At 42.0% G+C, this 20,031-nt stretch carries 11 protein-coding genes; 1 reads left to right on the forward strand and 10 read right to left on the reverse strand.

The window, feature by feature from the left end:
• The 4 genes from H6S82_RS02090 to H6S82_RS02105 all read right to left on the reverse strand — a co-directional run.
• On the reverse strand, positions 1-718 hold a 718-nt coding region (locus H6S82_RS02090), incomplete at its 3' end, for a hypothetical protein (RefSeq protein WP_191055994.1).
• A 340-nt stretch (positions 719-1,058) separates the two neighbouring features.
• Complete coding sequence (locus tag H6S82_RS02095) at positions 1,059-1,958, reverse strand: transposase family protein (protein ID WP_191055995.1); 900 nt, start codon at positions 1,956-1,958, stop codon at positions 1,059-1,061.
• A 202-nt stretch (positions 1,959-2,160) separates the two neighbouring features.
• Positions 2,161-6,987, reverse strand: coding sequence for a caspase family protein (locus tag H6S82_RS02100; RefSeq protein ID WP_190467679.1), 4,827 nt, complete (start codon positions 6,985-6,987; stop codon positions 2,161-2,163).
• 30 nt (positions 6,988-7,017) lie between these two features.
• The gene (locus tag H6S82_RS02105) at positions 7,018-8,457 is read right to left on the reverse strand and encodes a pentapeptide repeat-containing protein (RefSeq protein ID WP_190467676.1); all 1,440 of its coding nucleotides are present in this window, start codon (positions 8,455-8,457) and stop codon (positions 7,018-7,020) included.
• 55 nt (positions 8,458-8,512) lie between these two features.
• Here H6S82_RS02105 and H6S82_RS02110 point away from each other — a divergent pair, with 55 nt between their 5' ends.
• Positions 8,513-8,878, forward strand: coding sequence for a hypothetical protein (locus tag H6S82_RS02110; RefSeq protein ID WP_190467671.1), 366 nt, complete (start codon positions 8,513-8,515; stop codon positions 8,876-8,878).
• Positions 8,879-8,955: 77 nt separating this feature from the next.
• On the opposite strand, the gene H6S82_RS02115 is transcribed toward H6S82_RS02110, so the two are convergent.
• The 6 genes from H6S82_RS02115 to H6S82_RS02140 all read right to left on the reverse strand — a co-directional run bounded on the left by H6S82_RS02115 (position 8,956) and on the right by H6S82_RS02140 (position 19,610).
• The gene (locus tag H6S82_RS02115; protein WP_190467668.1) at positions 8,956-10,638 is read right to left on the reverse strand and encodes a CHAT domain-containing protein; all 1,683 of its coding nucleotides are present in this window, start codon (positions 10,636-10,638) and stop codon (positions 8,956-8,958) included.
• An 85-nt stretch (positions 10,639-10,723) separates the two neighbouring features.
• Positions 10,724-13,120 carry a CHAT domain-containing protein gene (locus H6S82_RS02120; RefSeq protein WP_190467666.1) on the reverse strand — a complete coding sequence of 799 codons (2,397 nt, stop codon included), beginning with the start codon at positions 13,118-13,120 and terminating at the stop codon, positions 10,724-10,726.
• 352 nt (positions 13,121-13,472) lie between these two features.
• Positions 13,473-15,257: an L-histidine N(alpha)-methyltransferase gene (locus H6S82_RS02125; RefSeq protein WP_190467663.1), complete on the reverse strand. Its 1,785-nt coding sequence runs from the start codon at positions 15,255-15,257 to the stop codon at positions 13,473-13,475.
• A gap of 273 nt (positions 15,258-15,530) precedes the next feature.
• A complete protein-coding gene (locus H6S82_RS02130; RefSeq protein WP_190467660.1) occupies positions 15,531-17,624 on the reverse strand; it encodes a caspase family protein in 2,094 nt (697 codons plus the stop codon).
• Between the two features lie 144 nt (positions 17,625-17,768).
• Entirely contained in the window at positions 17,769-18,677 is a 909-nt protein-coding gene (locus tag H6S82_RS02135) for a peptidoglycan-binding protein (protein ID WP_242056777.1), read from the reverse strand.
• A gap of 33 nt (positions 18,678-18,710) precedes the next feature.
• Positions 18,711-19,610 carry a glycoside hydrolase family protein gene (locus H6S82_RS02140; protein WP_190467657.1) on the reverse strand — a complete coding sequence of 300 codons (900 nt, stop codon included), beginning with the start codon at positions 19,608-19,610 and terminating at the stop codon, positions 18,711-18,713.
• Positions 19,611-20,031 lie beyond the last annotated feature (421 nt).

Below are 20,031 nucleotides of genomic sequence, written 5' to 3' on the forward strand. Positions count from 1 at the left end.
CAATGCGATCGCTCAATACCCCAAAAGACGAACAAGCAAAAAACTTTAATCTTTGCGGCGAAAGTTTTGTCTTCAGAAAATCATAAGTTTCCGGTAATCGCACTTTAAATAAATCTTCTTCCGGGTCAAGACGACACGGCCATAATTCCCCCCTTTCGCATTTAGACATCACAACAGCTATTCGCAAATTCTTTATTTCTGGATTAATCTTCTCTTTCTTAAATATCTCGTCGCACAACTTTTTAAAAGCAGGTTTATAAAGTGTCTTATCCCGTCCAGGTTCCCAATCAGTTAGCATCACCATCCAAGCATTTGCTGTAAACAAATCATCAATATATGGTTCTACTTCACTTTGCTTATGGGGTAGGGGAATTTCGTGAAATATCTCCCCAGGATAATCTCTAGTATTTAGTTCGATTTCGATAGGGGGCATTCCCTTAATTGAGGGAATCTTAATTCTAAAGAAGTAAAACGGCAAATAATCTATATTTATTTTGAAATTACCAGCCAGTTTATTCCCTTGCATAATAATATCTTCCGCCATTCTCCCCAGTCTCTCTGCATCCTCTCCCACAGGCGTTATTTCCATACCTGCATATAATTGCTTCACTTGTTTCTGATGAGGAAAATAAGCCAAAGTAGCCAAATAAGTTGTCTTCCCAGATTGTCTGGGGCCTAAAATGCGAATTTCTGCTGACTTAGGAGTTTGGCGAATCATATTTGCTATGGGCAAGATAAGAAGCAAGATGAATCCAGGGAAGTTCTAACAGAGACGGATCTTTAATTGTGGTAATAAAAAATCGCAAGCTTGTGCTATGCTGACGATTATATTCCCGAATTATCTGATCCGCTTTATTAAAATAGGTATTGCGAATATATTCATTAGACATCTCCAAAAATTGCCAAAGCCTTTATAATATTGGTTTTTGACTGCCTGCCCCCTAAAGGGCAGGCAGTCAAAAACCAACGGTTACATAGGGCTTTGACAGTGTTGCAGTCAAAATATGGCAGATTTTTCGGTAATCTTATCTTATAATCTTTCGCAAAAAATAGGCTTTTTAGCTATTGAAAACGATCGCACCTATCCGCCATCTGATTAATCCGCATACAGCCAGGATTACTGGTTCATAAGTTGTAGATTTTAACCGGAATCTTTCGGCTGCTATTCGGAAAGTCTTCACCAGTCTAATTAAATGTTCTACCACCACTCTAGTTCGGGCTTTTTTTTGATTTTCTTGTTTTTGCTCAACCGTGATACCTTTATTTTTAGTTTTCTTATGAGGGGTGTCAATTGCTGGTTCTCCTACATAAGCTTTATCCCCTTGAAACTTCTGATTATCACTTAACTCTCTGGCGCGTTCTCGCCAGATTTTTATATCGCTGGTCGCCCCAGGTTTTCCTACTACTACATCCACGATCTCTTTGCCTGTAGGCATCACTATAAATTGGTTTTTAAATGTATGCTTTTTCTTCTTACCTGAGTAATACTTTTTTTGTTCTTGGTACTCTGTTGGCCTTTCTCTCGGCTGCTCACAGCTATCCACTATTAATTCAAATTGACTTAATATTTCTTCAATCCATGCCCACTCTGAGTCGGGTTTTTTTACTTGTTCTACTAAGGACGCTGGCAACAGTTCTCTGAATATTCCCAGCCAGTAATGAAATATATAATTGGCGGCTGATTCGCTCACTCCAAACTGAACTCCTAACATCTGGAATGTCGGCAAGTGATGTAGGTATACTAATGTTAGGAGAATCTGGTCTGTTAAGTTTAATTTGGCTTGTCTTCCACCACCAGCTTTTATTATTCTTTTTTTCTTTTGTTCGATTTCTTTTTGTTTTTGATTATGTAAGCTCTCAGCTTGACTGATTAACTCTATTAATCGTTCGTAGTCTAAACCCACTAATCTTTGGGCTTCTGATGGATGCTTCTCTATGTACTCTCTCAGTTGACTCATTTTGGGGAAGGTAAAACTCTATTTTACCATTGGCGATCGCAGTTTAGTTTATATGTTGGAGATCTCTAATGAAATGTCCTTAATCGTGTATATCAGAGCATCTGGTGATTTATGAGTGCGATCTCCTTTTCGAGTGCTTGTATAATCCAGTGTCCAGCATCGTATTACTGCCATAACGCTTCAGGCAGATAAAGTCGAATTTTCACGGTAAGTTGGGGCAAGTCTTTCGATAAGGTTCATCTGGAAAGAATTGTCGCCATTCCTGCTGGGTCAAATTGCGGTTGAGGCGGGCGCAAGCTTCGTTGGTTAGATCCTCTGGTCGCCAAAGAAAAATATGTACAGTATCGGAAACCTGTAATGCCAGATATCTTTGACTAAGTGCAACATTTCCAAAGTGCCGATCTCCAAAGTGCCAATCGGATGTGATTCGTACCCTTGGTCTACCAGTCTTCACCTCCCAGATATACATTGGACGTTCATCTGTATCCTCTACACCTATCATTGCCAAGTATTGCCCATCTGAACTAAGAGCTATTGAATCTATTCTGTAAAAGTTTTCAAAACTAATACGCCCAACTTCTTGACCAGTACTCACTTCCAAAACCCTGACTAAATCCAGGGATCTTGAACGTTCTGTAGTTACATCTTTACCTGATATTGCTAAATATTTTCCATCCAAATTTAAGGCAAATTTCTGGAATAGGGGATCATCAAAGGTATTATTAGGTATATTGACCAATTCTTTGCTATTAGCGCTTTCCGAAACTCGGAAAAAATTACCTAATCCTTCTGCATAATCTGTACATACGACAGTGAGATTTAGGTATTTTCCATTCGGGCTAAAGACTATTGCCTTCACCTCTCCCTTTTGATGTATGCTTTCTAATTGCTTTTTAGTAGCCACTTCCCACACTTTCAATTGTGTGTTTTCCTCTCGATTGGCAGCAGCTATATATTTGGCATCTAAACTCAAAGCAATAGTTCCTGGATTTAGCCCCAAAATCTCTTGTGGTATGCTAGCTACTTGATTACCAGTTGCAGTTTCCCAAATCTGTATCTCTTCAGTATCGACTGGGGCAATACCTTCGGCTTCGGCTTTAGCTTCGTTGTAGTTTGTTGTCGCAAGATATTTCCCATCAGGACTTAAGGCAATAATAGAGCTAGAGTTACTACATGGTATACTAGCCATCGGAGCGTTATCATTACCCCTAGTTATCTCCCATACTTGTATCCCTTCTGTATTACCTGTAGCTAAATATCTCCCATGCGAGCTACAAGCCAAATTTCTTTCGCAGAAACTATGATGAGGCACACGAGCTATTTCTTTACCAGAATTTACTTCCCATACTTGCACAATATAGGGATTGGTCAATGCTTCAAAATTTTTTGTATTGCCACTTAAAGTGGTCAAGTATTTTCCATCAGGGCTAAAAGCAACAGCCCTCACCCGCATTTCATTGAATTCGGACAGTCGAGCTACTTCCCTGGTAGTGGACACATCCCATACTTGTAGTATGCTCCCAGCAGATGCGGCTATGTATTTTCCATCAGGACTAAAGCCAAGGATTCCGAAGCTTTCATTGTAGCTTGTACCGCCTGTTATACGAATTACATCTTTGCTAGTTTTTGCTTCCCAAATTCGTATCTGTGCAGGATTTTCAGAATTTGTTCCAGCTAGGTACAAGTCTTTTCCATTTGAACTAAATGCAAGGGCATCTATCCTATCTTTTTGTAGAATACTAACCTCTTCTCTAGCCGTCGCTATTTCCCATACTCTGACTAGCTGCGTGTTTTCGTCCAAACATACTGTAGCTATAAATTTACCATCAGGGCTGAAGGCAGTCTTGGCGAACAAATTGCTTTGGCTTATATAGGGATGATATGCAACATCAAGGTTAGGTATGTTAGTAACTTCATTACCTGTAGCTACTTCCCAAACCTGTAGACGGGAGATGTCGTCTGAATTAGAACTGACTGTAACTGTAACTAAGTACTTCTCATCTGGTGGACTGAAGGCAATAGCTTGTTTGGTAACTACTCCAGATATATTGGTATATTTGTTGAGTGTAGTAACTTGTTCACCTGTATTTACTTTATATACTTGTACCTGTGTCGTTTTCCCCGATTCTATTTCCCCTGACTCTATAGTTACTACAGGTAAGTATTGCTCATGTTGGCTAATGTCAGTCGTTTTCCCCGATTCTATAGTTACCATAGCCAGGTATTGTCCGTTTGGGCTAAAGGCAACAGCATCAACTTGATGGGATATCTGAGTGATACGGCGCGGGAGCAAACTTAAACCACTACGCAGGGTGTTATCAGCTTCCAAGGAAGGAGATAGGCGTATAGATTCTATAGCAAGGAGAAGACTGCGAGGTAACAGTTTAACTAGCTGATTTCGTGCCAGCTCGGCTTGAGCAGCTAACTGGCGAGATACTGCTAACTTACGTCGCTCTTCAGCTTCTTTCAGTTCATCGAGTCGTTGTTTCTTGCTTTGTTTTACAAATTCTGTTTCTAGTTTGTTGAGCCAGTTATTATTAGGCGATTCAAGTACTTTTTCTAACCAAGCCAGACGATCAACTTCTCTAGTCCAAAGACCACCTTTTCCTGTTGACCAATCATTAGCAGCAGGCGTTAAACGTTGTTGCAGTGCCAAATCCCCCTGGCTCTGCTTGATCCATTCCTGAAGTTTGTCCCAGCCGCGTACTAGGAAATCGTGGGCAGGTTCGACGTAGGGTTCTCCTGTCTCCTGTCCCTTCACCAGCAAACGAGCTTTGACCAGCCGAACGCCCACCTGTGTCACACGCTTGTTCTCTTCCGAATCGGGATACACCAGTTCAGACTCTGGCACGCGTCGTCGTGCAACTCCTCCCCCCTCGATCGCCACCATTCGCAGCATCACCCGTTGCATCGTGGCTTGGTGTGCCTTGCCCAACGCTTCGCCAAACTCTCTAACGAGATTGTCATACTCCTCTGTTGCCCGACGGGTTAACGCTCCTGCCACTCCGCCGAGTTCGTTATAGTCTTCGATTCGCAAAGCGCGATCGCTACTGTTTGGATCTATCCACCGCTTAATCAGTTTGATGTAGAGTTCACTGAGAGTAAATGAGAGCAATGGCAAGGCTCCTGGCATCTGTCCCACTTCATCAATGAGTCTTCCCACTAAATCCGGTGGTTCAAAGTATAGGGCTTGTTTCCGTGCAGGCTGTTCGATCGCCTCTCGTAACTCATCGGAATTCATCGCTCGAACTGGAAACCGTCCCTTTCTCCAATGTGCCTTCAATGGCGAATCCAAAAATCGCGGTTCAAAATCAGATCGCAGTGTTGCCACGATATGCAATCGATGACGATGGCTTGCTAAAGTAATTGTGAGCATGGATAGGAATTGCTGCCACTCCTTCTGGTCAGAATCACTTTTTCCTTGATGTTCTTGAGCCATCGTAATCAATTCTTCAAACTGGTCAATTATCAGTAGCAGCTTGATATTAGGATTAATTTGACTCCAGCTTGCAATTACCTGAGTTAAATAGCGAGGGTCTTTTTGTAAATCACTAGCTAACCTAGCTACCCTTTTTTGAATGGTATTTTCTAAATTAGTTAATTCTTCAGAAGGACATATTTCTTGCAGTTGATTGAAATAATCCACAATCAACAATAGTTTTGCTTCTGGAGTAGAGTTATTCCAAGAGTCTGCTAATTTCGGAAAAGCTGCGTCTGTTTTTTCTGAATTACTCTGGTTCTGTTGAGCTTCCTGAGAGAGATCGCTGTTTTGCTTTAATTCTATCTTTGGTTTAAATACCTCATCAATACCTTTAATTTGGTTGAGTTGGGATAGCAAGTTAGCATCTTCAAGCGGTAAGATTACCCGTGCCAAAGCTGTGAAGGGAGACTCACTAGGACGCATAGGATCGAGAATGTACCACTTTTGTGCTTGTGGATCTTTTTCCTGCTTGTTTCGTAAGTAAGGAATTAGTCCCGCTTTGACTAGACTGGATTTACCCGAACCTGAAACCCCTAAAACAATGGTGAGAGAACGACCGGGCTTGGAAAGGCGATCGCTCAGTTCCTCCACCAGTGCTGTACGACCAAAAAAGAAGCGGGCGTGCCTTTCTTCAAACGACTCTAACCCACGATAGGGATTATTACTAGCATTTAGAGGTGGTGCAGGAGTGAGATTCTTTTTCGGGTCAAATCCTGGTTTAACGAAAATAAACTCGCCTCGATCAAATTCATGCCGTAATGACCAAAAGCCTGGGGTTTGCCGTTCACCTGTACTCCGGTTAACCTCTTTATCTACATAAAAATAGAGTTCCGGTGTAGTAATAACTCCATCTCCAGTTAAGTCGGCATTGAGTTTTTCATCTGTATGCCCTAATCCTTCGAGTAATGCTAAGGCAAAGGGAGAATGATTTGTGCCTGGGACGGCTCCCCGTTCATCTGTCACTAAATCTAATGCTTCTTGATCGTGGGCAGCAGATGCTATCACTTGCCAAGCAGGATAACGGATGAAGCGAGCATAATGTTCTTGGTGAATGCGTTCGTAAGCAGAGCCTAGCTTGCGGGTAGCCCAACGAAACATTCCCGCATAGCAACAATCTAAAATTACGAGTAAATGATGACAGTTGATGGTTTTAAAAGCATCATAAAGCTCCTGCATGGGCAGAAAGTTTTCGGATTGGTCATTTTCAGCATTCTGGAGATTGACTTTAGCATTCTGGGGAATGAGATATCCGGCTGGGCTACCATCTTTTCCTTTGCGAGTTATGCCATGCCCAGCAAAATAAAACAGCAGGCGATCGCTCTTTCTTACTTCCTTGGGCAAGGTCTCATTCAGCAGTGTTTTAATCGCCTCATAGGTTGCCTGCTCGTCATATAACTCCCAAATTTGGGAATACTTATATTCGTCTTTGAGGAGTTGAGCGATCGCTCTAGCATCGTTAACGGCTGTACCAAGTGGCTTAATACCGTTTTCAGGTCGGTAGGTATTGATGCCAATAACAACTGCTAGATTGCGAAAGGTTACTGCCATAATTGTAAATTTTTGTAATCTAAAATTGAGTTATATAAACATCTGCATCTGCCCTAACTCGTTCTCTAGAGCTAGTCCCTCGGTAGCTGCCCCATAGCCAGAGAAGTGAACAATTTGTGGCTCATAATCCAGTAAAGCACGTCGGAGATCGTCAGGGCGTACAGCCCATTTCGAGATGATTTCAAATCGATCTCGTTTTTTTGCTCGCTCTAAACCCGTTTGAATTTCACGAACTTCTGCATCTAAACGACGTTTATCTATATTTTGAGGATTAGCGGTGAGAATCAGAATTTTTTTAACAGTTTGGTCTTCGTCGTTACTGTCACCAAAAGCGTAATAAGTTTCTACATAAAATTTGTCGCTTTTCATCGCAGTCATTACCATATTTTCCAGACTGCGGATTCGTTCATCTTTTTCTGCCATCGCAGCTAGCAGAGATTGCAGGTCACCATAAGACAAAGAGCCAATCTCCTGGTATTTCTCAAAATACTCAGCACTGAGTCTGGAGCGATCGGTGTCCCCTGTGACTCTTGCTTGGAACCGAATCTTTTCTTCACCTCGCCCCTCTAATGCCACAACCTTTAGTCCTGCTTCAGGGTATTGTTCGGCTAATTGTTTGAGAGCGATCGCTGCAACACTTGGATCGATGCTTTCATGGTGATACAGATCCAGGGTTCTGAAGACTCCGACGATGCGACGGGGGTCAACGTTTTGACGATGGTAGAGATTGAGAGTTTTGATAATAGGAGCAATGAAGTCAGCAAAATCTCCTGCTTTGAAATTCTCGTTCTTATTATCGGGTTTTCGACAGGGATCGGGATCGTCTCTCGTTGGTAGTTGCATATAGATGAAATCACATTTCACCGCATCAAACGAAGTATCTGTTGAGATTGCCCAATTTTGGATATAAGCTCCGGTCAGACACGCATAGGTTAGATCGCTACGGTATAGTTGTGTCTGAACGAGCTTAGCTCTCGATAAATTTGTGTCTCTCAGCGTTGTTTCGCTCAGATCTGCACCAATGAAACTAGCGCCTGCTAAGTTCGCACCTTGTAGATTGAGACCCCGCAGGTTTAGATAGTCAAAACTTCTATCTTGACCATTCTTTAGAACTACCAACAATCTGACTTGAGGTATTTCCAAATATGTTCCTTCAATTCGAGCTTGCTCAAGCTGCTTTGCTTGAAACCAGCAGACTCGTGTGAGCCTTGCTTTTCTGAAGTCAGTGTTTTTAAGAATGGCTTGAGTGAAGTTAGTATCCGTTAAGTCTGCTTCTCTAAAACTTGTTCCTTTGCTTGTAGCCAGGTTGACGGCAATAGCCCGAATGAGCGAGTATTTTTCATTGCCAGCGATCGCCTGTAAGCCAACGTAATTGCTTAACACTTGCAAGACGATAGTGATGGTAATCGTTAGAGTCCAGTCCCAAACTGTTGCTTTATAAATAGGACTAACTCCAGCCAGAACACCCATTACTGCTCCAATAACAGTTCCAGTTGCAATGAATCCGACCAAAAACATACCAGCGATGGTTATTACAGTCGCAACTGCAATTGCTCCTAAAGCGAACCCGGCTGCCGAACCCGCAATTGCAACTGCCTTAACCAGAATTACAGCAATGACAATTTCAGTTTGCGAACCAGCCTACAGAAAAAGCGATCGCCAAATCATCCCGAATCTCTTGACGCATCCCAATCACATAGTTAATGTGCTCAACGATCGCATCCGCCTGCACCTCAGCATAACAAGCAATCCCCGTAATCTCTCATCTATTGCCCGCACTTCCCTGTCTAAGCGTAAGCGTGAAGTTCCTTGCGGATTGGCTGCTAAAATTAAAATTTTCTTCATAACTCTGGTTCAACCATTTTCATTTGTTACAGTTCAGCAGCGTTAATGGCGATCGATTGCAATAGAACGGAGTGAAATTGGTTTTATTGTTATCCTATGCCATTGCTAAACCTCGCCACGGTATTATCGGTGCTTCCAAATTTTGACAGTTGTGTCTGCACTACCGCTTACCAGAATCTGTCCATCTGAGCTGAATACAACAGAGTAAATTACATTATTATGTCCGAAAAGAGTATTTAGACATCTTCCAGAATCAACGCTCCATATTCTAATAGTATTATCCCAGCTACCACTTGCTAAAATATTACTGTTGGGCATAAACGCAACCGACTGCACTTCTTTTGAATGACCATAGAGAGTATGTAGTTCCTGCTTGGTTTCCAAATGCCACAGCTTTATTGTTTTGTCGTTACTACCACTTGCTAATATCTGACTGCTAGGGCTAAATGCAACTGATCTGACTGAACCAGTATGTCCAGAAAAAGTATGAAGTAAGCGCGATTTTTGGACATCCCATAGCGTAATTTTATCACCACTACAGCTTGCTAAAATTGCTCCATCAGGGCTGAAAGCAATGCTATCTACTAAACCTTGATGTTCGGGTAATGTCACTAATTCATAACCAGTTTGAACATCCCATATCTTAATTGTTCCATCATTACTGCCACTTGCAAGAATCGTTCCATTGGGAGCAAATGCAACAACATCAACCCACTCTGAATGTCCTACTAGAGTAAGCAATTCACGCCAGGTCTTAACATCCCAAAATTTGATAGTATTGTCACCGCTACCACCTGCCAGAATCTGATAATCGGCGCTAGAACCGAAAGCTAAAGAAGGAAAATCTTTCCCGTATCCACTAATAGAATGAATTAATTTTCCGCTTTCAATATTCCAAATTCTGATTGTATTATCACTTACAGTAGGAACTGTCATCCATCCTATTTGCAAACCTCCGGGAATGGGGCCGCTACTAGCTGCAACTAGTTGCCCATTTGGACTGATAGCACAACACCAAATGGTACCTTTGGCATCAGAGAGGGTTTGAGTTAAGACAAAATTAATATTGCGATCGCGGCAAAGCTCTACTTTCGAGCCTGCCGCAAGTGATTTGTCGATATCCAGTTGAATCTCAGCTCGCTTTTCTTGAGATAGCGTTTGATTATTGTTGATGATACTCGGTTTCGTTTTGAGAATTGGCTTTAAATGTTCTGGAATCAGAGTTTTGGCCACCATATTCGCCACTCCCAGTTTGCGTTCGGCTTCGGATACTGCTGAGCGCACTAATGAACTCCCGGAAATCTCTAGCTGAATTGCATTACAGCCAAACTCATAGGCCAGCTCAATCGAACAGGCATACCCCAAGGCACGGTAAAATCCTTTGGAGAAGGCGATCGCCGCATCATCTCGAATTTCCTGATTCATACCAATTACATAGTTGATGTGATCGACAATGGCACCTGCTTGCTCCTCTGAGTAACAAGCATTCAGTAACACGCATTCAACACTGCTAGAGAACAGCCGGAATAGGTTGGACAGAGCATCGGTACTTACCCAATGCTCTCGTCCCATATCGCTTTCAAACACCAAACCTTGCCCCCCACTTCCATGCCCGCAGAAATGGACAATCTGCGGTTGATGCTTGTGCAGCAGTTCTTGCAAATCTCCAACCCGCACCGCCAACTCATCCACCACCTCAAACTCTTCTCGATGGCGCGAATTCTCGATCGCTCGTTTTAAGTCCCGAATTTCGCGATCGAGGTTAAGGTCTTTTCGGGGATTGGATGCCAAAATTAGAATCTTCATGGAGATGAATGCACTAGTAGTAATTTAAATTACTCTTTTATATATAGAGTTTCAGCATAGCTTCTAAGCTAACCCAGCTAAAAGCCTATTCTTCTGCTCCCACAACAACAAAGGCTGCCCAGTAGCGAGGATGGCTATACTCAGACTGCGATCGCACAGTTTGCATCGCCTTCTGCAACGCGATTGCCTTGTTAACGTGCTGAAGATAGTTCTTGTAGAAGGCAACCATGAGTTCCATTGTTGCATCGTCACTCACACTCCACTGACTCACTACAACTGTCCGCGCTCCAGCAACCAAGAAGGCTCGACTCAATCCCAGCATTCCCTCACCAGTAATGCGCCCCAACCCGGTTTGACAAGCACTTAATACTACTAAATCGGCTGGAAGCGATGACGACTCAATCACCTCTTGTGCAGTCAATAGTCCATTTTCATGGTCTGTTGGTGAAAAGGCGACAAGAGAAGCTAGAGGATCGCTACCATAAGCAATTCCATGCGTTGCCAGATGCACGATGTTATGGCTTTGAGCCAGTTGTTTGACGTTGGCTTCAGTCGCTTTTTGACCAATCAGGAGCGTGTATTGCTGTTGGGAAAAGAGTTCGACGATTGACTTAACTTCTGCTTCAGCTCCAGGCAAGGGTTGCAGTTCAATCTTAACTCCATCACGATCGGGAACCATCGGCATAATCGGATTACCGACAGCCAAGATTTTTGAGTTAGCAAGTGGAGTGTAGCAAGGTTCTCGGCGAATTTCATTTAGTGTATAGGCAGAGGCAGCATAGATAAGAGACCAGCGATCGCCCATCCAAGTGCCATCTGGAAGCTGAAGTGCAGCAAAAGGTGCTAGCCACAACGAGCAATGAGGTTCAATTACTATAGGTGTTCCATCGGTTGGCAACACATCCGCTACTGGGGCAATGAGTTTTGCGTACAGGTCTTGGAGAAGTGTCTCTAATTTGACTGGCGTGCTACCTGGTTTGGCTGGTGGAACTGAACCTAACTTACGAAGCCCACGATTTACTTCATCTACGTTGAGTGCTCTGCGTAGATGAGTAACCCGATCGGCGATCGCATCTTCTCCCAATGGAACAACGTGACCCCGTACTCTTCCATCCGGCGTTACTGCAAAGATTGCCGTGCGATCGGAAAGTACATAGAAAACCAATCTCGCTAATGGTAATAATTGCCGATCTGCCTCAGCTTTCGGAACTATTCCTACTCCTTTCGATGAGTTGGATTGCGTAGCTGGTGCAGATTGGCGGACATCGAACTGATGGGATTGAGTATCCGATCCAGCTTGAGTATCGATGAAGCTAGGACGCTGACGCGCTCGACCTGACATCAAATCTTGCAACGCCTGTCCTCGTGCCTTTTCTGCTACGTCCAAAGCAGCTTTGTAATCCTGAGTGCCAGTCTGTGCCAGTTCCAAATGCACCGTTAACAGCTTCTCAAAAACATCTTGCACGTTTTCCAGAAACGCTACCTTTCCCTCATCTGTGCGGAGGTCTTCCTGACGGAAATTAATTAACTTCAAACTCTTATTAAACGAGTCGATCGCCTCACTCAACTCTCCAGCAACGTGCTGACAGCAACCTAATCCCCAATAAGCGTGCCATAATGTATCGCTATCGTTTTCAGCTTCCGCTAAATCTATTGCTCGTTGATAATTATGTTGTGCATCGGTAAACTGCTTTTGCATCAGGTGAAGACTAGCTAAACTGGCATAGGCTCTCGCCATACCGAGCTTATCGCTTGCTTTCTCGTAGAGCGCTAATGCCTGTTGATAGAGTTCGATCGCCTTATCAATCTGACCTCGATCCCGCGCAATACTGGCTAATAGAGCGATCGCACGTCGTTTCTCCAACGGGTCGGCATATTGCTCGAAAAGCGCTAGAGCTTGATTTAATTGAACTTCGGCATCGTCTATTTTGCCCTGTCGGCGATAAATTTCCCCAATGTTGGCGATCGCATAAGCCTTCAGGACTGGATTCGTATTAATCTGAGGATGTTTTAGTGCTTGCTCGTAAGCATTCAATGCGGGTTTTTCCTGGGGTTGTTGTAAATAAGCATTACCGATGTTCAGCCAAAGTTTGACCGCCAGCGTTTGGTCATTTTCATCAAATTCAAGCGTTTGGGCTACTTTTGCACTGTAGAGATCGGGAACGGGTTCAGGATCGCTGACAGCGTAACCTTTGCCGACTTGACTCAGCTGATTCACAACGTCTTCCAAATTAAAGATTGTGTCTTGCTCTAAGGCACGAAGGGCTGATTCATAAGCAATTACTGAATCTTGAATTTTTCCTTGCACTTGCAAGACTTGTCCCATGCGATTGAGGAGAACGGCAACAAGACGCGATCGCTCCATTTCTTCAGCGATTTTCAAGGCATTGGTATAAGCTTCAAGCGCATCTTGATAGTTGCGATCGGCTAGCGCGAGGTTTGCTTGATTAGCTAATGAGACAACTTCTTTATAGCGATCCACTTTTTCTTTTCTATTATCTTTAGTTACACAGTCATAGTTGTCAAAGCGAGCGTTGTAAATCCTGGAGAATTGACAATTGCCAGATTCACATCTCAAGTAACGACTATCTTCTAATTCATCGGTAAAAGTAAATTATCTTAAACAAATTTGCCAAATGTTCTTAAACTTATTAAATTAGTTTAATATAATTTTATTTAAGCAAAAGGCTCTAACAGCATCCCGTGAAAAAACATATAACCACCACCGAGTTTTTTTCTATGCCTAAATATTTAGCAAATATTTATTGCTAAATATTTGCCAAATTATAATCAACAATCTAAGTTGTTTTTGCGAAATGTGAGCATTAAGTATGTTATTTACTTAATAAAATTAAGTCCATTCCAAAACCGTATTTGTTATTACGGTTTTGGAATAATTTTTTTGAACTATTAATCTTCTTTAATTTACTTCCAAAAATGATTTCATCCAGACCCTTGGCACCATATTTTCGTGTTGTTAATAGACGAATAGTATCCCTTGGTTCAAATTTTACTGGTTCCCCCCAATCTGGCAACATTATAGAAATAGTTTCTTGACTTAAGTTACGATATAAAACGTTGATATAAAGTGCTTTTTCAGAGTCTTCAAATTTACATGGCTCTACAGAGTGCTCAAAAACAAGATTGGCAAAATCAATATTCATATTTGTGTACTGAAGCAATGTACTTGTAACAAATTCTTTAAACGACAAAGTATTTGCATACTCTTTAGCCGCTGCCTCTGCTGCTGCTGGTAGATTTGATTCAGTAGTCGCCACTTCTAGGAGAAGTTTGTCACCAGTACGCATCAGTTTTGAGATAGTTTGAAGTAGTTCTATATCATCTGGAAAATTAGCTAATGTATTTCCAAGAAGAGAAAATAAAATGGGGTCGTCATTGTCAATTCTATCGAGTAACTTCCGTAACTCAATAACATTACTTTCAATTGAAAAGTCAATTTGAATCGGTAGTACATCACTACCTTTTAGTGCAATATTTTTAGTTGCGTTCTTAACTCCTAGTCTTAACATTGTTGAGCTCATATCAACAGGAAAATAACGTATATTATGGTTACTACGCAAGCATTTCAAAATTTCATTATCTTTCTTCCCTGTTCCTACTCCTAAGCTTACATAATGATATTTTTGTCTTGTAAATTCTTCATTACAAATATCTTTCCAGCGTTTCTCAAAGGAACTGGTGCCATCCCTCATAACTGGGTAAAGTGGATCTCTACAAGTACTTTCCCAAGCCAGGGTTGAAACAATTCCCCAGTAGGAAAAACCAGATGGAACTTGTTTGCCCTCGCCTGTGGGAGAAAAGCTATGTCTTAATTCCTTTAATAGATCTCCAAGTTTGTCTGATTCATCTTCGCCTGTAAAACAAAGGCTCCACTTCAACTCTGATTTATTAAAATAATCTTCTAAAAGATGATTTAAAAAATCAGGAAGTTCTTCACTACCTTCAGCAACAGTATGTGGTGTTTCCGGAGGAGAGTCAGGAGATAATGTACGTCTGACCATAATAGGCTTTAGATGTTCAAAAATGGCAGTGTTATCAGAAGTAGTTGCGATACCCAATTTTCGTGTTAGTTTTTCTTTTTCTGCTGTTTTTAGTTTATTTAATTTAAGGCGAATCATAAGGCAGCCATGCTGATAGCACTTTTCAATCTCTTTTCCATACCCTAACCATTCATAGAAACCCTTAGAAAATGCGATCGCGGCATCATCCAGAATTTCTCCTTTCATGCCAATTACATAATCAACGTGATTAATAAGTTCTTGGGCTTGTCTCTCGGAATAGCAAGCATTCAGTACAACACATTGAATAGATTGCTCTGATCGAAACAACTCGGTTAAAATTGATGTTTCAACTTCTTCTTCTCTCTTATCGCTCTCAAAGATTAAAGCTTCACCATTGCCATGTCCGCAAAAATGGACAATTTGTGGTTTATTTTCTATCAATATACGTGATAACTCATCAACAGGCGCTGATACCTTATCTATCACTTCAAACTTTCCTTTATCCTTCGATTCTTCAAGTGCATTCCTTATTTCTCTGACCTCATCACTAAGGTTGAGGTCTTCGTATGGATTTGCAGACAAAAGTAGGATTTTCATAATAGTTACGCGGGTGATTATTTGTCTTTCTACTACAACTTCAGAGGCTCTCCCGGATTTATGGTGATAACAAAATCTTATTTAAATGTAGGGTGTGTTAGGCACGGGCGATAAATTCGGCATTTCAATCCATAAATAAGTTCCCGTGCCTAACGCACCGTTTCCCTAGTTTGTAACACAAATGAACATTTTTCCCCATTAACCCGAAAGAGCCCTTCAGGATTAACCCATTACCCTTGCTAGAATAACTAACAAGATTGAGATATTGTTTGATTATTCAGTGACGGTCAGGTTAATCTGTTTTGTTGTCCACTCACGGCTAGGAGATGCAGCTACAGATAACTTTCTAGTTGGCGGTTGCTCCTCATCAATTGCCGCTAAAAGAGCATCTAACGGATTCCCAGAACGATTTATTCCTTTGGGTTTGATTTCTTCATCAAGTGAGGGTAGTTCTAACCAACGAAAGTTTGCTTGGTCAACTGTCGCAAAAACTTTCACATTATCTTCACCCCCTGAAGTAGCTGGAATTGGTATAACTTCTTTTTTCCCTGCCTCAATTGTGATAAAGTTTTCGCCTTTACCTGGGTAAATTTGTTCCACTGACCAATCAGAAGCGATATCTAGAACAGCAACATTGAGATCTTGAAAGGAAGTATTTTGAATTGATAGGAATACATATTCACCTTTCTTTACAGTTGGGTTGCTCGGATCGGGAATTGGATTTAACTGAGATTTAGGTGGAATATCATCTCCTAACTCAAAACTGTCTGATGTTCCTAGCCACTCAAGAATTAGCTTTCCTGCTAAGGGTGAACCTTTATCCCTGTTATCTAATTCTGCTGTAGCATGGTATTTCGTTAAATGAACTAATCGTTTCACGATTGTTGCAGCAGCATCGGGGTCACTTATTTTTACAGGAGCAATGTTTTTATATGGATGTCCAGCGCGATCGCAAATCTCATATTCTCCCTTGTCATTTACAGCTAGTTGATAAGCAACTCCCTCATCATCATCTTCTGTTACTTTTTCTTCTGCTAGTTCCACCCAACCATTGCCAGGAAGAGCTTCTTTGATTGCCTTAAAAGCATCTTTTGCTGCTTCTTGGTCAACGAGCGAAACTTTGCGAACAAGATTAATTGAAGGAGAAACTAAAACTGCTCGATCTCCATCTTCAATTTTAAGCTCTTGACCCTCAATTGGTTTAAGCTGACACAGAGATTCTGTTGCTCCCCTTTGAATAATTGTCGCTATAGCCGTCCGATTTTCTTTATTTTTTAAATCAGTTACGGTACGAGGATAGATAGCAAATTCTGCTCCTTTAGCAACACCATTTACCTGTCCTACGCCTAACTTAGCTTGCATTTCACCTGTTTCTGTATCTTTCTCAACCTTCAAAACTGGAACGGCATGGACAATTTCAGCAAATTCATCGCCAAAAATAGTCCGATTTACCTCACCCATTGAGATGGGAGTTTGTTGTGGAAATTGACTGTGGATTTTGGCATTGATGCGCTCGAACAAATCGTTATAAGTTTGTCCGGGGTTTTGTTGTCTTAAAGTATCTAACAACCAATAGGTAAGCGCCCCGTTTCGTTCTTTAGTCTCCCGATTGAAAGCATACTCGTAAGCAAACTCATTCTCACGACAGGCTGCTAGCAGCACGTAATCTCTAGCTGCACGTAGTCCAGATGGTTTTAATCCACGAGGCGTTTCTTCAGTAACCGATCGCCAAGTTTCTGCTAACGTTTCTACAGGTGCTACCAGTTCTTGCCCTGGTTGCAGAGGTTTATCATCAATTCCTTCTCCTCCTCGAATTTCTACATCCCCTCGCGTTGCGCCCCCAGAATGACAGCAATCTAATACCACCGTAACTATTAGTCCTTTATCTACCAATTCCTTTAACAATTGTCTCAGGTCGAGATCGCGGAGATACTGTCCTTCTGAAGTCCCAATATCTGTAGGAACCAACCCCTCATCAATGCCATCCTCACCTTTAATAGATGGGAAAACAGTCTTTGCCCGTCCACCGTGACCTGAATAGTGAATATATACCTGCGAACCTTTTGGAGCCTCTTCTTTCAGCTTTCTGAAAGCATCGATCATATTCTGACGAGTTGGTAGTTTTTCCGGTGATTCTAGTGGCTTACTAGGTTCCTTTGGGTTGCTAATTGAAGCTGTCAGTTTCCAAATCCGTTCTTTTGGAACTTGACGCTCATCAATTAAGAAAGCTTCTACATGATTAATATCTCGTACACACCCACCAAGACTTTTGTACCGACTACCATCTGGTAATATGTTTGGCATATACGAGTCAATTCCGATTAATAGAGCGTATAAATTTGGTGTTTGAACAATTTCGTCAGCCATATCTAATACCTTCGTGACAATGATTAAAAAGATAAAACGGCTGGATTAGTAATGTTTTGGCAGTGTAACCTAAATACTAGAACAAACTCTAATCCAGCCACAAATTTTTTAGTTCAAGTTCTAGTTTACTCTTTGTACAAGGTTTCAAGCCATTAGTTCACGGGTTTTCGCTCCCACAACCCCATCAGCAACTAGACTATTCCTCTGTTGGAACTCCTTAACCGCCCTGCCTGTTTCAGGTCCAAATACACCATCCGCTACTGAGATGGCAAAACCTGCATCCTTCAACTTCTGCTGAAGTTTACGCACGTCAGAACCTTCCATCAAAGGTCGGCTTAAACGTAAGGCTCTGGGTTTATCGTCCCACGGTGCTTTCTCAAAACCCATTGCAGGCGATCGATTTAAGCAAGACTCAGTTTTTGGTCCCCACTGACCATCAACCTTAATCTGTTCTTCTGGATGATTTTTGTTCCAGAGTTGTTGGAAGGCTTTTATTGTTGCCTCGCGCAGGTCTTTAGCACCTGCACCTTGATAATCAATGTGTGGCGGGTCTCCCGCTAGAGGCTGCCAACCGCTACCTTTTAGAAAGGGTAACCAACCTTCTCGATCTTCGATATCAAGCGCCAAGCCACTCTGGTGATTACTTTCACCTGGTCTAGCTACAGGGCTTCTACCATTGAGCCACTTAAATAACAGCATTTGCTGAGCAAGAGTTCGATAGGCTGAATTAACAACAAGCCGCTTGCCACGGTTTTGAATAGCCTTTTGCAGTGCCTGTTTAGCTGTGGGCGGTACGAAAGGATATGCCGCATCTCCCAACTTGACATCTAGATCGTCAAAACTGACTAAAGCATCTGGGACAATGAGATTGATTTGATAAATTAATTGCTGAGATAAGGCGTTGACGACGGAAGTATTCCCAGAGGGAGCATCTCTGAGCAAACCATTAAAACTTGCTCTCGGTGCATTTTCTTCAAATTCATTAATTTCTAGGCAAGGTTCAACAACAAAGTCTTCCATTCCCTCAGATATATGATTAATTGAGTTGCACATTTTTCATTCTTAATGTTTAACAAAGTGAGTTGTTTACAAGCCCAATGCTTTCTGCGTTTGGGTACCAGCAATGCCATCTACAGTGAGATTCTTCTGTTTTTGAAACTGCCTCACTGCCTTGTCAGTGTCTTTTCCAAAAATTCCATCAACTTGAATATTGAATCCAGCTTTTACTAGAGCTTTCTGAAGTTGACGAACATCATTACCTTGCACAAGAGGTTGGCCGGGTTCGGCTAGCCGCAACACTCTGCTTGGCTCCCAATTCAAAAACTCTTCCCAAGGCTGACTCAAAAATAATGCTCGTTCAGCTCTCCTTCGCCGAGACAGTCCCGGAAATACTTGACCACTTGCTTTGTCCCATCTCAAAAATTCATCAGCAGCTTCCTGAATCTTGCCTTCGTTCAAACGTTTCAAAAGTGTTGATTCAAACAGGGAACGGGCACCAACGTTATAACTAAAACAAACTAAGGCTGAGAATTGATTGTCATTAATGTCTGTTTTTACTGCATCAGCTACCGCTACTTCAAACTTCCGCAATTCCTTTTTTAGCATCTCTTCTGCTTGGGCGATGCTAATTTTCATTCCTATGTAGACACCTTCTGTGCTTCCCCAGCCTATAGTCGGTACGTTAACGGGGTCTAGATATGCTTCTACGTATGTTCCCTCTGGCCCTTGTTTCAATTTATGCAACCCTTCAAATGATTTGATAACTTTTATTCCTTCTTGGTTAGTTTTCCTCATAGGTGCCCTTGGTTGTGGTACACCGCGCGGAACTGCGTCAGTGGGTGCGATCGCAAATATTTCAGCAGTAGTAAATTGCAAAGTTTCAATTAGTAATTGCACCTTACCTTCAGTCTGGGTAACTTTAACTGGTTGTTCATCTTCAAGTTCGTACAAACTACCATCAGCAAAAATTTCAAGGCGTTTAATCATTTAATAACCCTCCGGGGAGATGATCCAAGAACCATGTTTAGAGCTTTTTCACCTAGTTTATGAGTACATCCGGAAAGTTTCAAGTTTTATTTGGTTAAATGTTCAACCGATTCCAAGAAGTAAGGAAGCAACCGATTTGTTGGATAATCTGCCAGTAGACTCAGGTAATCCCCTAACTACTATCAACCAGGTCGCCGAGCTAAAACGCTTATTCAATCTACCTTTGAGCTATAGTTGTCGCCCCGTCAGTCGCTGGAGTATACAATTATGCACTCGCTCAATTCAGGTGAACTGATAAGCAAATTTTATGGCTGATAGTTAGCGACCGCCTTTTTCACACGGGGTAAAGCCGAGATACGTGCAAAATAGGACAAGACGTAAAGTTTTGTAAAGTTAATCGGAAATGACTAAAATCAGGAAA

The organism is Planktothrix sp. FACHB-1355 (assembly GCF_014748295.1).
GTDB lineage: Bacteria > Cyanobacteriota > Cyanobacteriia > Cyanobacteriales > Aerosakkonemataceae > Aerosakkonema > Aerosakkonema funiforme_A.